The organism is Aeromonas sp. QDB18 (assembly GCF_027705325.1).
In the GTDB taxonomy this organism is placed as follows: Bacteria; Pseudomonadota; Gammaproteobacteria; order Enterobacterales; family Aeromonadaceae; genus Aeromonas; species Aeromonas caviae.
Map to the genome: position 1 here is coordinate 32,400 of NZ_JAPDBQ010000010.1, position 16,229 is coordinate 48,628.

Genomic DNA, 16,229 nt, shown 5'->3' on the forward strand with positions numbered 1-16,229 from the left:
CGCTGGTCAGCCGCCCTCCATGTTTGGCATCATGTCCGAACCAATGGCAGGAGGCTTCATGCAGCAAATCGTGTTTCTCGACAGCGACACCCTGGACACCGGCATCAATCTACGCCGCCCCGATTTTCCCCATCACTGGCAAAGCTACCCGACCACGGCACCGGATCAGGTGGTGGAGCGGCTCAAGTGCGCCAGCATCGCCATCATCAACAAGGTGCGCATCGGGGCCGATGAACTGGCCCAGCTGCCCGAACTGCGCCTGATCGCCCTGGCCGCCACCGGCAGCGACAACCTGGATCTGGAGGCGTGCCGCGCCGCCAATGTCGCCGTGTGCAATATCCGCAACTACTCGGGCCCTTCCGTCCCCGAGCACGCCATGGCCCTGATGCTCGCCCTGTCGCGCAACCTGTTCGCCTGGCGCCAGTCCCTGCTGGAGGGGCGCTGGCAACAAAGCGGCCAGTTCTGCTTCTTCGACCACCCCATCACGGATCTGCATGGCAAGCGCCTCGGGATCATCGGCAAGGGAACCCTGGGACAGGCACTGGGACAGCGGGCCAGCTCCATCGGGATGGAGGTTTACTATGCCCAGAGCCAGGTCGGCTCCCCGGGGGATGACGACAGGCTGCCCCTGGATGCCCTGCTGCAAAGTTCGGATGTGATCAGCCTGCACTGCCCGCTCACCCCCTACACCCGCCATCTCATCGGGGAGCGGGAGCTGGCCCTGATGAAACCGGGCGCCCTGCTCATCAACGTGGGCCGTGGCGGTCTGGTGGACGAGCAGGCGCTGCTCGAAGCCCTCGGCAACGGCCGTCTGGGCGGCGCCGGTTTCGATGTGGCGAGTGTCGAGCCGCCGCCTCCGGATCACCCTCTGATGCAGGCCCTGCGTTACCCCAATTTCATCCTGACTCCCCACGTGGCCTGGGCCAGCGAAGAGTCGATGCAGCGCCTCGCGGATCAGCTCATCGACAACATCAACGCCTTCTCCCTTGGCAGGCGCCAGCACCGGCTGGTGTAAGAGGCCGCTCGCCGCCCCTCACGGGCCGGCAGCGGGATCAAAAAAGGGGCCAAAGGCCCCTTTTTGTCGGTCAGCTTGCCGCGGCATCAGTCGTCATGCCATCTGTGCTTGCGGTGCTTTTTGTGTTTCTTGTGGTGCTTGTGATAGCGCCTGTCATCGTAATAGCGATCGCCGCGGCTCTCATGACCATCCCCGGTCCTGGCTCCGATGGCAGAGCCACCGGCACCACCGATGCCGGCGCCGATCAGCTGGCCCGTGCTGCCACCGACGCTCTTGCCGATGGCAGCCCCGCCCAGGGCACCAACGGCGCCGCCGAGCGCAGCTTCGTTCTTGTTGCCTCTATTGGCCGTGGCCGCACCACCGGCCGCGCCCCCCAGGGCTGCCCCCACCAGGGCGCCGGTGTCGCCACCCAGCTCCTTGCCGATCATGGTGCCCGCCACCCCGCCGGCTCCGCCGCCGAGAATGGTATTGAGGGTCTCGGATGCCTGCACCTGTCCTGTGCCCAACAGCAACGCCCCCAGCAGCGCCAGTGCGCTCATGCCAAACGGTTTCATTTTCATGGGGTACTCCTGTCAAACCTGATGATTGATTATTTTTCCCTACACTATACAAAGCCCCCTGACCTGCGCCACTGCCGCAAGGGGCACCTCACGGCCAGCCCTCCCTGTCTCCGGTTCGCGACACAATGCAAGAAAGCAGGCTAACCACCTGAAACCACATCAAAAAAAAAGGTCACACGAGAAATCATCCCCGTCATGACCCTTTTCTAGGCCCAAAGGCCCTTTTTTGCAGCGATCACCGTCAGACAGATACTGTCACAACCTCCCCGTCAACGGGCAACGACGCCGCCAGATGCCAGCAATCCCGCCCCTGGTGCTTGCTCTCGTACAGGCAGGCATCGGCCCGCTCGAGCAGCGTCAGGGCATCATCCGGATAGCGCGCGCCGCCGGCGCTCAGGGTGATGGCGTCGGCGAACTCCCGCCATTTCAGGGCCTTCACCCGACCGAGCAGGTGGGTCAGGCGACATTCCACCTCCGCCTGCTCCCAGGGCAGCAAGGCCGCAAATTCATCGCCCCCGATGCGGTAGACCTGCTCATCCCCCAGGGTTCTCGCCATGATGGTGGCTACCCGAAACAGCACCGCATCCCCCACACCGTGTCCCCAGCTGTCGTTGACGCGCTTGAAGTTGTCCACATCGAACAGCACCAGCCAGTAGGGTGTCCCCGCCTGCTCCAGCCCGGCCCGCTGCTGATCGAAGGCCCTCCGGTTCAGGATGCCGGTGAGAGGGTCGTGGAGCAGGGCATCCTGCCCTTGCAGCAGGCTGTTTCGCACCTGTTCTATCTCCCCCAGGCTGCCGTGCACGAACCAGGTTCGCTGACGCCGCTGGATCTCCTTTCGCGCCTCATCCCGGATGAGGCCGCTGAGCGAGCCCTGCACAAGCGCCTGCTCCTGGCGAAAGATCCGCATCAGAAAGCACAGGCTGCACAGCCAGATGCAGAGCAGCGCCAGGGCGGGCAGCACCACCATCAGCAGGGTGTCTTGCAGGTTTTCATGAAAATGGGAGGGGGGGAGATAGACGTTGAGATCCCACTCCATCCCCTCCAGAGCGTGTTGCAGGTGGCGACCTGCCCAGAACCCGTCCAGGCCGACCGCCTGCGTCTCCCGCTCGAGACGGGGCGGCAACAGCGACAAATTGTGCCTCACCACCAGCTTGCCGCCCTTGCGCTCGGTGATGTAGAGGGCCACCGGATCCTCACCCACCGCCCGGTGCAACGCCCCCTGCAAGGCGCTGAACGACATGTCCACCATCAGCAGCCCAAGCAGTTGCCCCTCATCATCCTTGACCCGCTTGATGAGAGTCAGTACCTGCCGGGCCGAATCGAACTCCGGGTAGGGACCGAACCAGACGAGATCATCGCCCTAGCCGGACAGGGTCTGGTACCAGGGCCGCGCCTGTGCCCGGTAGCCCTCTGGTTGCTGCCAGTCGGGATAGCTGTCGAGCCGATGGGTGCGCGCGTTGTAGAAATAGAGGAAGTGGGCGTCGTACTTGAACTGATGGGCAATGGCCCAGATGGGATTGATGGCCGATGCCCCGGCAGCGATGGCCTGCTTGTCCAGGGACGCTTCCAGTACGCCAAGCTGGCGGCGGTTGTCCTGCGCCATGTCCTGGAGCAGGGTGGCGTCGAGGGCGGCCAGCATGTGACCGTAACCCGCCACCGTCTTGTCGATGCTGCTCAGGTAGCTGGCTGCCGCCAGCAACAGGGTGGCGATCAGCACCAGCCCTCCCAGGAGAAACGACAGCGGAGTCAGTATGTAATAGCGTTCCTTGATCAGCGCCGCCGTCATGTCAATCTCTATAAAATGTCATATTGGATGAATTTTATAGATTAAAAATCTGCAAAATATATTAATTGAAGTCATTAATATCCACTGCTAATGATAAAAAAGATATCAAGGTGTCTCACGGCCATATTCACATCCGTCATGTGAATATCCATAAAAAGTAGAAACAGTCATTACTCCTCGTTGACGGTTTATTGCCCGCAAGGTGATATAGTCGATGACTCGAGAAATTGGAGCCAGATGACCTTTGTCGGCAACGCTGGCGGTGATGATTCATCAACCAAGGAGATGTTATGAGCAGTCCGTTTATCGAACAGATCAAAGCACGTCGTACCATCTATGCCCTGGGCAACCGGGTGACCCACTCCGAGGCCCAGCTGACCGCCCTCATCAAGGATGCCGTCAAGCACAGCCCCTCTTCGTTCAACTCCCAGAGTTCCCGCGCCGTCATCCTGTTCGGCGAGCAGCACCACAAGCTGTGGGACATCGTCAAGGCGGAGCTCAAGAAGATAGTGCCGCCGGAGGCCTATCCCCAGAGTGAAGCCAAGATCAACGGCAGCTTCCGCGCCGGGACTGGCACCGTGCTCTTCTTCGAAGACACCGCCGTCATCGAGGATCTTCAGCAGAAATTCGCTCTCTATGCCGACAACTTCCCCATCTGGTCCGAACATGCCACCGGGATCGCCCAGTTCGCGGTCTGGACCACCCTGGCCCAGGAGGGCATCGGCGCCTCCCTGCAACACTACAACCCGCTCATCGACGATGCGGTGCGCAAGGAGTGGGACCTGCCCGCCAGCTGGCTGCTTCGTGCCCAGATGCCTTTTGGCAGCATAGAGCAACCTGCCGGCGACAAGACCTTCATCGACGACGACGTGCGTTTCCGGGTCTTCAAGTAAGCCTTCACGCCCCCTCCACCAGGGGGCGTTTTCTTCTCTCCCCCTCGTTCACCCTTGTCACGTGCCAGCCATACTCTGAACAAACCCCCTCTTGTCAGGAGGTCCCCATGGGGGACATCGCACGCCAACGTACCTCATGCACATTGACGCCCTTGTCCGCTCTGTTGTGTGTCGCCGCCCTGGTACTGCTGTTCTCGCTGATCGGCATCTTCACCCGCCCCCCCAACCTGCTGGCGGCCTTCTGGCCTGCCAATGCGGTCCTGCTCGGCTGCATGGTGCGCTATCCACGCCTGGCCACCCCGGCGGGCTGGGCCGGCGGCATACTGGGCTTTTTTCTCGCCGCCCTCTTCACCGGCGAGCCCCTGTTCAAAACCATCCTGCTGACCTGCGGCAACCTGGCCGGCATCGGCGTCGGGTATCTGCTGATGCATCGGCTCGCGCCTGCCGACAAGCTCCTCAGGCGCCCCACCTCCCTCGTGCTCCTGCTGCGAAACACCCTGGCCGCCTCCCTCGCCGCCGGCGTGGTCGGCGCCATCATCAATCCCATCCTGTCTCTGGGCCCCCCGCTCTACGGGCTGGGCTTCTGGTTTGCCAGCGAGCTGGTGAACTACATGACCATACTGCCGGTGCTCCTGACACTGCCTCCCCATGACAGCGTGCCCCCCTGGCGCACCTTCCTTTACCGCACCGAGTTCTCCTGGGCCAGATTGATGCCGCTGCTGAGCCTGGTGGCCTCCCTGCTGCTCACCCTGCTCGTCGAGGGGCCGGGATCCATCGCCTTCCCGGTACCGGCGCTGCTCTGGTGCGCCGTCACCTACTCCGTCTTCGCCACCAGCCTGCTGACCCTGAGTTACAGCACCCTGATCCTGATCGCCCTCTCAAACGGCCACCTCGTCATCAATCACGATGTCCAGACCCAGTACTGGATGTTCTCCGTCCGGATAGGGGTCATGTTGATCGCTCTCACCCCCCTGACCGCCGCCAGCATCATGGCGGCCCGCAACAGCCTGCTGCGGGAGATGAAACACCTGGCCCACCACGATCACCTGACCGGTGCGCTGAACCGGGCCGGCTTCTGGTCGGCCGCCAATGAACTGCTCCAGCACCTCACGGTGCAGCGCTACCCTGTGGCGATCTGCATGCTGGACATCGATCATTTCAAACGCATCAATGATCGTCACGGTCACGAAGAGGGTGACAACCAGTTGAGCAGCTTCGCGGCCCGGGTGCGCGACCAGCTTCGACCGGGAGATCTCTTTTGTCGCCTGGGGGGAGAGGAGTTCGTGGCCATCTGGCCCGGCCTCAGCGAGGAGCAGGCCATGGCGGTGGCCGAGCGGCTGCGAAAAATCGTCGCGCAGCCAGGGGAAGAAAAGGGAGCCGAGCCCGCCGTCTGCATCACGGTCAGCATCGGTATCGCCTCCCAGAGAGAGGGCCCCTTCAATCTGGACGAGCTGCTCTCTCGCGCCGATCAGGCGCTCTATCTGGCCAAGCACAATGGCCGCAACCGGGTGGAACGCTATTCGGCTGAGCAGGCTTCCCCCAGCATCGGGCAATCTTGCGGCGCCTGAATGGCGTGCCCCTTGTCGTCATCATCCTGCCTCTGCCGGCAGCGGGGCAGGCAGATGAAGATGGAGCCCGTCCGGTGCCACCTCGATCTCGATCCCGCGCCAGTCCCGCAGCCAGCCCTTGAGCCTGTCGTCATACCGCCTTGTTCCCCCCATCTGCACCACCTGGCAACCCGCCTGCAGGGCGCTGGCGATGCCCGCTGGCGCATCCTCGAACACCAGGCAATCGGCCGGAGCCAGTCCCAACCGGCTGGCAGCCAGCAAATAAGGCTCGGGATCCGGCTTGCCCCGTACCACATCCCCGGCGCACACCAGGAGACGGGGCAGCGGCAATCCGGCGTGCAGCAGCCGGTGCTCTGCCACCCTCCGGCTTGCGGAAGTCACCAGCGCCCAGCGCGTCGGCGGCAGTTGTGCGAGCCGTCGCCGGGCACCGTCCATGTCCAGCAGCAGGGCCGCGGCCTTCAAGCGCACCGCGCTCACAGGGCTCTCCCCGCCAGCGCATCGGCGAAGACCTGCCGCTGGGCAGCGGCCTCGTAACAGGCGAGCGCCTGCTCCGCATTGCTGGCCCACACCGGCAAGGGGGCGACGACGAACCCCTGCTGCAACAGACTGGTCAGCAGCTCCCCGGTCTCCGGTGCGGCCAGCGGCTGAGCCATCACCAGGCTCCCCTTGATCAAAAACAGATAGCGTTCGCTCGACATGACATGACTCCTTGTGACTGAACAGCGGGCAAGCAGGCCCGTTTCGAGACCATTAGAACAAGGAGATTAGATAATTTATAATCAATAAATCACCACATTGGATAACCAAATGGAATGAGATTCGACCTGAGACAATTGCAGGTCTTCGTCACGCTGGCCGAGAGTGCCAACTACCGGGAGGCGGCCAGCCGGCTTTTTGTGACGCAACCGGCCCTGACCAAGCAGATCCAGGGGCTGGAGCAGGCCCTCGGCAGCACCCTGTTCAACCGGGGCCGCCACGGGGCCGAGCTGACCGCCATCGGCCTCCAGTTGCTGCCCCAGGCCATGGCTCTGGTGGATCACGGCAAGGGATTTGAGCAGCATGCCCTGGCGCTGGCAAGCGGTGCCGCCGGACGCCTCAACATCGGGTTCGGGCTCTCCAGCTTCGCACTGGCCCCCTCCCTGGTAGCCCGTTTCAAGCAGCAGGCCCCCGACGTGCTGGTTCACCTGCGGGACACCACCTCCGCCATCCAGCAGGAGCACTTGCTGGCGGGTAGGCTGCAACTGGGCTTCATGCGACGGCCTGATGCGCCGCAGCTGAGGGAACACAGGCTGCTGACGGACAGACTGGTGCTGGCCGTCCCCACCCAGGTGGCAGGGCCGGACTTCGACCTGGAGCGGGCGCTGATCCGCGATCCCTTGCTGCAGATGGTGGGCCATCGCTGCCCGGGTCTCAGCCAGCAGATCGCCCGCTTTCTCGGCGCCAACCGGCTGACCGGTCTCATCCAGGAGGCGGAAGACATCCAGACCATGGTCGCCCTGGTGGCCGCCGGTATCGGCAACGCCATCCTGCCGCGCAGCGTGGGGTTCATCGCAGGCAAGGAGGTGACCCTCTACCCCCTCTCCGGCCCCTGGTCGGAATGGGAAATCAGCCTGGTGTGGAACCCGGAATTTGCCGATCCCATTCGGGATCGCTTTCTGGCCCTGGTCAGGGCGGCATATCCGCAGAGCCACAGCCTCTGAGAGGAGCGCAGCCCGAACCGGAATCCTGAAGTACAAAACGGCTGGCTAATGGCCACACCACTGCCGCTCGCAGGGGATGCCGTCTCCTTCCCCATCCATCTTGGTATTGGGGCAATTTTGCAAAAACCAGGTCGCCTCCTCGCAGGAAGTCATCTGGGAGCAATGCTGACGGCCATCGCACTGACGAACAAAAGTCGGTGCCTGAATCGTACTGTTCGAAGTACTGTCCTCCTGGCTAAAAGAGGGAGCGGATGGAAGTGAGGCAAACTCGGCCGAGAAGCGGGAATAGAGGGAGAACAACCCCGCCAGCACCAATAGGGGGATTAACTTGCCACCCCAGCGCCCCTTGCGACGAGGAGCATGATACTCCCGGGTTCTATATGTGGTGGCGTGTGGTGCCCGAGGGCTCAAATCCTCCCTGCTCCCACGATCCGGCATGGATGGCATAGGTCCGCCAGCCAGCGAGAGCGGGCGGTCGGGAAAGAACACTTGTACGGCACAAGGCTTGCCATCCTTGCTGCTCCCGATCAGATAGGAAACCTTTTCCCCCACCTCCGGCGGCCTGCCATCGAATTGCAGGGTGGTGATGTGAACAAAAAGATCGGCTCCGCCCTGCTCCTGCTTGATGAACCCGAAACCGCGTTGTGAATTCCAGCTCGCGATCCTGCCCTGATAACGCATGTCCTCATCCTTGTGGCCAGTACGGTTCCACTCATGTTGCCCGAAATTGGTTCGGTTTCAACAGAGCATTGGCATGAAAAATGAGTGGATTAGATACGAGTGGTCAGAGCAGCTCCGCGACCTTGATGATCTCGGCAATGCGACCGAGCATGCGCAGGGAAGCCTGGTGTTCTGCGGCATCCGCCGCCGCACAGGCATCCTCCAGGATGGTGATGGCGTAGTCCCGATCGTGACCATCTCGCACCGCCCCCTGAATGGCCCAGCTGGTACTCACGCCGCACACATAGAGATGCTCGATGCGATTGGCCCGTAGCGCCGGCTCCAGCGCCGTGCCGTAGAAGGGGCTGACCCTGGGTTTGGTCAGCACCAGATCCCCGGGTTGCACATCGAGCTCCGGGTGAAAGTCGGTGCCGCTGTCCGCCAGGGAGAGGGCCCCGAACTGCCGGGCACGGCCAAACATGGGGGAACCCTTGGGTTGCAGCAGATAGCCCTCGTCAAACCCCACCTTGATGAGCACCACCAGCCAGCCGTGAGCGCGGGCATGATCCAGCGCCTGATTGGCGTGCACAATGGCGTTCTGCTCGATCACCTGGGCCGCCGAGGCGGCGATGCGCCCGTCCGGGTGGGCGATGTCGTTGATGAAATCGATCACCAGCAATGCCTTGTTCATGGTGTGCTCCCCCCTTGCCTGAGGCCGTTTTGCCCCTGCGCCGCCAGGATCACTCCTCGCGGCCATATAAAAAACCGGCTGGCACCATCACACGGATTGATATGCCACCCGATTGGTACCTGGCAGTGCCACGCACTGCCTCATACCAGCCCAAGCGCATAGCGTAGCGCCATCTCCTTGAGGGGGCCCGCCTTGTCCGCCAGATTCAGCGCCAGGTTGCGGGCAAGCCTGAGGGGGCCTATCTCGTTGCTGAAGACCCCGTAGAAGAGATCCATCCCCGACTGCATCAGCAGGTTGTCAGGGCGGCGTCGCCCCTCGTAACGCCCGGCCAGCGCCAGCTCATGCCACTGTGCCCCCGCCTTGCCGAGCAACCCGGCCCAGCAGGCCACGTCCTTGAAACCGAGGTTGACCCCCTGCCCCGCCAGCGGGTTGATGGTGTGGGCCGCATCCCCGAGCAGCACCACTCGCCCGGCGTGATAGTCGTTGGCGTGGCGGCGCACCAAGGGGAAGCTCCCCTTGGCCGTCACGGTGAAACCGCCAAGGCGGCTGGGGAAGTGGCGGCGCACCTCGACGGCCAGGGCCTCGTTGCTCATGGCGGCCAGCGCCCGGATGCGGGCCGGGCTGTCATACCAGACCAGGGAGCCATGGCGGCCCGGCAGCGGCAGGAAGGCGCGCGGGCCGCTCGGGGTGAACTGCTGCCAGGTGATGTCTTCCTGTGCAAAATCGGTGTCGATGTTGATCAGCATGCAGTGCTGGCGGTACTCGAAACGCGACACCCCGATGCCGGCCAGTCGCCGGGTGTGGGATTCGGCACCATCGCAGGCCAGCACCCAGCGCGCCTGCAGCTCGGTGCCGTCATCCAGGGTCAGCACGGCGTCATCCGCACTCTGGCGCAGACTCGTCACCGCCGCCGGGGTATGGGTCTGGATGGTCGGGAAATCCTCCATCCTTTTCAGCAGGGCGAGCTGGATCAGCCGGTTCTCGATGATGTAGCCGAGCTGGGGCAGCCCGAGATCCACCGCGTCGAAGCGGGTAGCGAAGCCGTCCAGCTCCCAGGTCTCCAGCCGGCGATAGGGGCACAGCCGCATCTGCTGCAGATATTGCCAGGCACCGGCCCGGGTCAGCAGCGCCACCGAGGCCTGACTGATGGCGGAAACCCGCAGATCCAGCGGCTGCTCGGGGGCATAGGGCTCGGGCAACCGGGTCTCGATGACCCGAACCGAGAGCCCCTCTGCCGCCAGCAGGCAGGCGGTGGCGGCGCCCACCATGCCGGCGCCGACGATGGCAATATCACACTGTTCCATAACTTGATTCCTGCAAGGAGTCCCCGCGATAAGGGGCAAGGGCCGAACCGAATGGGGCATGATAACGCAAGGAGGCGGCAGAAACAGTGAGGGGGATGCGCAATTGCCGACGACAAGCCGGCCCTGATGGCGACGGGCGGCCCCAGACTGGTCAGCACCGGGATTGCGGAGTAAAATGGCCGGTCCTTTGATCCTGCCGATTTCAAAACCAGTCACGAGAAGCAATGAGCAAGAAACTTCATATCAAGACCTGGGGCTGCCAGATGAACGAGTACGACTCGTCCAAGATGGCGGACCTGCTGGATGCCAGCAATGGCTACACGCTTACCGAGGAGCCGGAAGAGGCAGATGTGCTACTGCTCAACACCTGTTCCATCCGCGAGAAGGCCCAGGAGAAGGTGTTCCACCAGCTCGGTCGCTGGAAGAAGCTCAAGGCGAAAAAACCGGGGCTGGTGATCGGGGTGGGCGGCTGCGTCGCCTCCCAGGAAGGGGAGAACCTGCGCAGCCGGGCGCCCTATGTGGACATCGTCTTCGGACCCCAGACCCTGCACCGCCTGCCGACCATGATCAAGCAGGTGCAGGAGGGGCGCGGTGCCCAGGTGGACATCGCCTTCCCCGAAATCGAGAAGTTCGACAACCTGCCCGAACCCCGTGCCGAGGGGGCGACCGCCTTCGTTTCTATCATGGAAGGCTGCTCCAAGTACTGCTCCTTCTGTGTGGTGCCCTACACCCGTGGCGAGGAGGTGAGCCGGCCACTGGATGACGTGCTCTATGAAATCGCCCAGCTCGCCCAGCAAGGGGTGCGCGAAGTGAACCTGCTCGGCCAGAACGTCAACGCCTACCGGGGGCCGACCTTCGACGGGGAGGTCTGCACCTTCGCCGAACTGCTGCGCCTGGTGGCTGCCATCGACGGCATCGACCGCATTCGCTACACCACCAGCCACCCGGTCGAGTTCACCGACGACATCATCGAGGTCTATCGTGATACCCCCGAGGTGGTCAGCTTCCTGCACTTGCCTATCCAGAGCGGCTCGGATCGCATCCTGACCATGATGAAGCGCCCGCACACCGTGCTGGAGTACAAGTCCAAGATCCGCCGCCTGCGCGCCGTGCGTCCCGACATCACCATGAGCTCCGACTTCATCGTCGGCTTCCCGAACGAGACGGACGAAGACTTCGAGGCCACCATGAAACTCATCGAGGAGATCAACTTCGACATGAGCTTCAGCTTCATCTACAGCCCGCGCCCCGGCACCCCGGCCGCGGACCTGCCCGATGACGTCGACATGGAAGTGAAGAAGGCCCGCCTGACCCGACTGCAAAACCGCATCAATCACCAGTCCATGCTCATCGGCCGCGCCATGCTGGGCTCGGTGCAGCGCATCCTGGTGGAGGGGCCCTCCAAGATGGATCCCATGCAGCTCAGTGGCCGCACCGAGAACAACCGGGTGGTCAACTTCGAGGGGCCGCACCGCCTCATCGGCGGCTTCGCCGACGTGGAGATCACCGACGTACGCCCCTACTCCCTGCGCGGCCGCTTCATCCGCGGCGAGGACGAAATGAACCTGCGCATCGCCACGGCCCCGAGCGAGATCCTCGCCCGTCGTCCTGACAACGTGCCCGATGATCTGGGCGTTGCGGCCTTCAGACCCCATTGATGACTCTCTCCCCCGCCCCGTGGCGGGGGAACAACCGATAAGAGGACACCTTGAGCCGACACATCTCCACCCTGAATCTGCATCTGGAACCCGCCGACAACCAGCGCCTCGCCAGCCTGTGCGGACCCTTTGACGACAACCTCAAGCAGCTGGAGCGCCGTCTCGGCATCGAGATAAGCTACCGGGACAACCACTTCCAAGTGATCGGCAAGCAGGCCCAGGTGGAGGCGGCTGCCGTCATCCTCAAGCACCTCTATGTGGAAACCCAACCCCTCAAGGGGAGCAAGGTGAGCGACATCACCCCCGAGATGGTGCACCTGGCGGTGCAGGAGTCCCGCGTGCTGGAGCAGGACGACGAACCCGCCCCTTCCCTGCCGTATGGCAAGGAGGTCACGGTCAAGACCAAGCGCGGTCTCATCAAGCCCCGCAGCCCGAACCAGGCCCAGTACATCGCCAATATCGTGCGCCACGACATCAGCTTCGGCATCGGGCCCGCCGGGACCGGCAAGACCTATCTCGCCGTGGCCGCCGCCGTGGATGCCCTGGAGCGCCAGGAGATCCGCCGCATCCTGCTGACCCGCCCGGCGGTGGAAGCCGGTGAGAAGCTCGGCTTCTTGCCCGGCGATCTTTCCCAGAAGGTGGACCCCTACCTGCGCCCCCTCTACGACGCCCTGTTCGAGATGCTGGGCTTCGAGCGGGTGGAGAAGCTGATGGAGCGCAACGTCATCGAGGTGGCGCCGCTCGCCTACATGCGCGGCCGCACCCTCAACGACGCCTTCATCATCCTGGACGAGGCCCAGAACACCACCACGGAACAGATGAAGATGTTCCTGACCCGCATCGGCTTCAACTCCAAGGCGGTGGTGACCGGCGACATCACCCAGGTGGACTTGCCTCGCAGCACCAAATCCGGTCTGCGCCACGCCCTGGAGGTGTTGCAGGGGGTCGATGGCCTCTCCTTCAACTTCTTCGAGTCCAAGGACGTGGTGCGCCATCCCGTGGTGGCCCGCATCGTGCAGGCCTACGAGGCATTCGATGCCCAGCAGGCGGCCGAGAAGAGCGCAGCCACTCCCCGCAACGAGAACACCAGCAAAGAGAGTGCCCAATGAGCGTGACCCTGGATCTGCAACTAGCCTGTGCCAGCAACGACGGCCTGCCGACCGAGGCCCAGCTGCAAGGCTGGCTCGACGGCACCATTCTGGGCTTCCAGCCCGAGGCCGAGGTGACGGTGCGCCTGGTGGACGAGGCGGAGAGCCGCGAGCTCAACCACACCTATCGCGGCAAGGACAAGCCCACCAACGTGCTCTCCTTCCCCTTCGAAGCGCCACCGGGTCTCGAGCTGCCCCTGCTCGGGGATCTGGTGATCTGCCGCCAGGTGGTCGAGGCCGAAGCCGTCGAACAGGGCAAGCCCCTGATGGCCCACTGGGCTCACATGGTTGTGCATGGCAGTCTGCATCTGCTAGGTTATGACCATATCGAGGACGAGGAAGCCGAGGAGATGGAGCAGCTCGAGCGCGACATCATGCAGGAACTGGGCTTCGCCGATCCTTATCTGAACGACGAAGAGTAACGAACCGGATGGTCATCGTCTTGAAACAGCCGGTGCCCATCCTCATATAGCCACAACGATTTCAAGTGTGTTCATACGAGTAACCAAGAGAGAAAATGACCGACGATCACCCTAGTACCGGCTCGCCGAAGAAAACCTGGCTCGACAAACTCAGCCAACTCTTCCAGGGCGAGCCAAAAGACCGCAATGATCTGGTAGAGGTCATCGCCGATGCCGAAGAGCGGGACCTCATCGATCAGGACACCAAGGACATGATCGAGGGCGTGCTCGAAATTGCCGAGCTGCGCGTGCGTGACATCATGATCCCCCGCTCCCAGATGGTGACCATCGAGAAGTCCCAGCCGGTGGACGAGTTCCTGCCGGTCATCATCGAATCCGGCCACTCCCGCTTCCCGGTGATCAACGAAGACAAGGATCACGTGGAGGGCATCTTGCTCGCCAAGGATCTGTTGCCGTTCGGTTTTGGCGGCCAGCATGCCAGCGAACCGCTCCAGCTGGAGAAGATCCTGCGTCCCACGGTGATCGTGCCGGAGAGCAAGCGGGTCGATCGCCTGCTCAAGGAGTTCCGGGAAGAGCGCTACCACATGGCCATCGTAGTGGACGAATTTGGCGGTGTCTCTGGCCTCGTGACCATCGAGGACATTCTGGAGCTCATCGTCGGCGAGATTGACGACGAGTTCGACGACATCGAGGACGAGCCGGAAGAGATCCGCCGCATCAGCAAGCGGGTCTTCTCGGTGAGCGCGCTGACAGAGATCGAGGACTTCAACGACTTCTTCGGCACCCAGTTCAGCGATGAAGAGGTGGACACCGTCGGCGGTCTGGTGATGCACGCCTTCAGCCACCTGCCCAAGAAGGGTGAAGAGATCGAACTCGACGGCTACCTGTTCAAGGTGATGCACGCCGATCGCCGTCGCCTGCAACAGTTGCAGGTGAAGATCCCCGAGCATCATGCGGCGGCGCAGCCGGAGTCCTGATCCCGCCCAGCACCACGCACATCCCGCGCCCCTCTCGTCAGGGGCGCTTTTTTTGCCTCTCTCCCGCCGCGCGACCGCCCCTGGACCCACGCCGACCGCGAGGCTCGCCGTTGACCCGGTTTGCGGTTAAGATGTCGGCCATTGTGTTTCCATTCAGTCCAATTCGAGCCCCGATCCCCCGTGAAATCGAAACTCCTGACCAGCCTGTTTGCCATTGCCAGCGGCGCCATCGCCGTGTTGGCCTTCTCCCCTTTCGGCTACTGGCCCCTGGTGATCCCCTCCCTGCTCGGCCTTTACGCCCTGCTGGACAAGGCCACCCCCAAACAGGCAGCCTGGCGCGGCTTCGGCTACGCCATGGGTCTGTTCCTGCCCGGGCAGTGGTGGATCCACGTCAGCATGACGGAGTTTGGCGGCATTCCGCTGCCGGCCGCCTTCGTGCTGCTGGCCGGGCTCTGCGCCTATCTCTCCCTCTACCCGACCCTGGCTTGCTGGCTCTTCGCCCGCTTCTTTGTCGGCCGCCACTGGAGCCGCTGGCTGCTCGCCTTCCCGGCGCTCTGGCTGATGGCCGACTGGCTGCGGGGCTGGGTGATGACAGGCTACCCCTGGCTCTGGTTCGGCTACACCCAGATAGACGGCCCCCTCAAGGGCTTCGCTCCCCTTCTCGGGGTGCAGGGCATCACCCTCGCCCTGCTGCTCACCGCCTCCGCCCTCTGGCTGGTATGGCAGCACCGCAAGCCGGCCTGGCTGCTGCTCCCCGTCGCCCTGGTGGGCGCCGCCCAGGGGCTGATGCAGCTCAACTGGGTGACCCGGGGTGAGCCGGTCAAGGTCGCGCTGGTGCAGGGCAACATCGAGCAGTCCCTCAAGTGGGATCCGGAGGCCCTGGTGCCGACGGTGCGCAAGTATCAGGATCTCAGCCGCGAGAACCAGGATGCCGACATCATCGTCTGGCCGGAGTCCGCCATCCCGGCCATCGAGAAGGAGATGGGTACCTATCTGGAGAGCCTGGACAAGGCGATGAAGGTGAACGACACCGGCCTGCTGGCGGGGATCATCCATTACGATCTGAAACAGCAGCGCTTCTTCAATACCGTGCTCGGCATGGGGGTGCAGGATGCAGAAGGCAAGGAGTCCTACTACTACGAGCACAAGAACCGCTACTACAAGTACCACCTGCTGCCCATCGGCGAGTTCGTGCCCTTTGAAGATCTGCTGCGTCCCATCGCCCCCTTCTTCAACCTGCCCATGTCCTCCTTCAGCCGGGGTGACGAGGTGCAGCCGAACCTGATCGCCAAGGGGCTCAAGTTTGCCGCCGCCATCTGTTACGAGATCATCTTCCCGGACGAGGTGCGCCGCAACGTGCAGCCGGATACCGACTTTCTGCTGACCGTCTCCAACGACGCCTGGTTCGGTACCAGCATCGGCCCCTGGCAGCACATGGAGATCGCCCGCATGCGCGCCCTCGAGCTGGCCCGCCCGCTGCTGCGCGACACCAACACCGGCATCACCATCGTCACCGAGATAGACGGCAGCATCATCGCCCAGATCCCGCAGTTCGAGGCTGGAGTATTGCGTGCCGAGGTACGCCCCGCCCACGGCCAGACCCCCTATCTGCGTTTTGGCAGCTGGCCCATGTATGGCCTGGCCGCCGCCCTGCTGGGGCTGGCCCTGTGGCTGCGCCCACGTGCCCACCCCTGGGCACGCAAGGGCTAAGACCACACAACGCCGATAAACAAAAGAGGCGCCCTTGGGCGTAATGCCGATCAGTTAAGGATCCATTGACCGATCCTCAGGCTGTGTAAGAATCCGAAACTCCTTGTTGGGTTTCGGATTTTTTTATGCGTATCGAC

Annotated in this window: 14 protein-coding genes and 2 pseudogenes; 9 read left to right on the forward strand and 7 right to left on the reverse strand. The window is 63.1% G+C overall.

The annotated features are described in order from the left end of the window. Positions 1-58: 58 nt before the first annotated feature. On the forward strand, positions 59-1,015 hold the full coding sequence (locus OKC30_RS03450) for a D-2-hydroxyacid dehydrogenase (protein ID WP_160837065.1): 957 nt from the start codon (positions 59-61) through the stop codon (positions 1,013-1,015). An 86-nt stretch (positions 1,016-1,101) separates the two neighbouring features. Here OKC30_RS03450 and OKC30_RS03455 read toward each other — a convergent pair whose 3' ends face one another. Both OKC30_RS03455 and OKC30_RS03460 read right to left on the reverse strand, forming a co-directional pair. Further along, the gene (locus tag OKC30_RS03455) at positions 1,102-1,575 is read right to left on the reverse strand and encodes a YMGG-like glycine zipper-containing protein (RefSeq protein WP_039041096.1); all 474 of its coding nucleotides are present in this window, start codon (positions 1,573-1,575) and stop codon (positions 1,102-1,104) included. 241 nt (positions 1,576-1,816) lie between these two features. Further along, positions 1,817-3,361: pseudogene (locus tag OKC30_RS03460) on the reverse strand (diguanylate cyclase domain-containing protein). A 290-nt stretch (positions 3,362-3,651) separates the two neighbouring features. Between OKC30_RS03460 and OKC30_RS03465 the strand changes: the two are divergent. Together OKC30_RS03465 and OKC30_RS03470 are read left to right on the forward strand one after the other, a co-directional pair. Further along, positions 3,652-4,254 (forward strand): nitroreductase family protein, encoded by a 603-nt coding sequence (locus tag OKC30_RS03465; protein ID WP_160837066.1) that lies wholly within the window; start codon positions 3,652-3,654, stop codon positions 4,252-4,254. A gap of 107 nt (positions 4,255-4,361) precedes the next feature. Next, on the forward strand, positions 4,362-5,822 hold the full coding sequence (locus tag OKC30_RS03470; protein ID WP_234888565.1) for a sensor domain-containing diguanylate cyclase: 1,461 nt from the start codon (positions 4,362-4,364) through the stop codon (positions 5,820-5,822). A 21-nt stretch (positions 5,823-5,843) separates the two neighbouring features. Here the strand turns inward: OKC30_RS03470 and OKC30_RS03475 are convergent. Beyond that, a pseudogene (locus OKC30_RS03475) lies at positions 5,844-6,251 on the reverse strand (HAD-IA family hydrolase); the annotation flags it as partial. A 44-nt stretch (positions 6,252-6,295) separates the two neighbouring features. Continuing rightward, complete coding sequence (locus OKC30_RS03480; protein WP_010673776.1) at positions 6,296-6,520, reverse strand: hypothetical protein; 225 nt, start codon at positions 6,518-6,520, stop codon at positions 6,296-6,298. Between the two features lie 114 nt (positions 6,521-6,634). Here OKC30_RS03480 and OKC30_RS03485 point away from each other — a divergent pair, with 114 nt between their 5' ends. Then, the gene (locus tag OKC30_RS03485) at positions 6,635-7,522 is read left to right on the forward strand and encodes a LysR family transcriptional regulator (RefSeq protein ID WP_270809561.1); all 888 of its coding nucleotides are present in this window, start codon (positions 6,635-6,637) and stop codon (positions 7,520-7,522) included. A gap of 45 nt (positions 7,523-7,567) precedes the next feature. On the opposite strand, the gene OKC30_RS03490 is transcribed toward OKC30_RS03485, so the two are convergent. From OKC30_RS03490 to OKC30_RS03500, 3 genes are all read right to left on the reverse strand, one after another. Further along, complete coding sequence (locus OKC30_RS03490; protein WP_134996972.1) at positions 7,568-8,203, reverse strand: cold shock domain-containing protein; 636 nt, start codon at positions 8,201-8,203, stop codon at positions 7,568-7,570. A gap of 103 nt (positions 8,204-8,306) precedes the next feature. Beyond that, positions 8,307-8,873, reverse strand: coding sequence for a cysteine hydrolase family protein (locus tag OKC30_RS03495; RefSeq protein WP_160837068.1), 567 nt, complete (start codon positions 8,871-8,873; stop codon positions 8,307-8,309). A 140-nt stretch (positions 8,874-9,013) separates the two neighbouring features. Further along, the gene (locus tag OKC30_RS03500) at positions 9,014-10,177 is read right to left on the reverse strand and encodes an FAD-dependent monooxygenase (protein ID WP_053288740.1); all 1,164 of its coding nucleotides are present in this window, start codon (positions 10,175-10,177) and stop codon (positions 9,014-9,016) included. Between the two features lie 224 nt (positions 10,178-10,401). Here OKC30_RS03500 and miaB point away from each other — a divergent pair, with 224 nt between their 5' ends. From miaB to lnt, 5 genes are all read left to right on the forward strand, one after another. Further along, positions 10,402-11,835: a tRNA (N6-isopentenyl adenosine(37)-C2)-methylthiotransferase MiaB gene (gene miaB / locus OKC30_RS03505; protein ID WP_010673772.1), complete on the forward strand. Its 1,434-nt coding sequence runs from the start codon at positions 10,402-10,404 to the stop codon at positions 11,833-11,835. 50 nt (positions 11,836-11,885) lie between these two features. Further along, a complete protein-coding gene (locus OKC30_RS03510) occupies positions 11,886-12,944 on the forward strand; it encodes a PhoH family protein (protein WP_010673771.1) in 1,059 nt (352 codons plus the stop codon). After that, positions 12,941-13,405 (forward strand): rRNA maturation RNase YbeY, encoded by a 465-nt coding sequence (gene ybeY / locus OKC30_RS03515; protein WP_103243596.1) that lies wholly within the window; start codon positions 12,941-12,943, stop codon positions 13,403-13,405. The genes OKC30_RS03510 and ybeY overlap by 4 nt, the downstream gene beginning before the upstream one ends. Before the next feature lie 95 nt (positions 13,406-13,500). Next, positions 13,501-14,382 (forward strand): CNNM family magnesium/cobalt transport protein CorC, encoded by an 882-nt coding sequence (corC, locus tag OKC30_RS03520; protein WP_010673769.1) that lies wholly within the window; start codon positions 13,501-13,503, stop codon positions 14,380-14,382. A gap of 180 nt (positions 14,383-14,562) precedes the next feature. Then, complete coding sequence (gene lnt, locus OKC30_RS03525) at positions 14,563-16,092, forward strand: apolipoprotein N-acyltransferase (RefSeq protein WP_160837071.1); 1,530 nt, start codon at positions 14,563-14,565, stop codon at positions 16,090-16,092. Positions 16,093-16,229 lie beyond the last annotated feature (137 nt).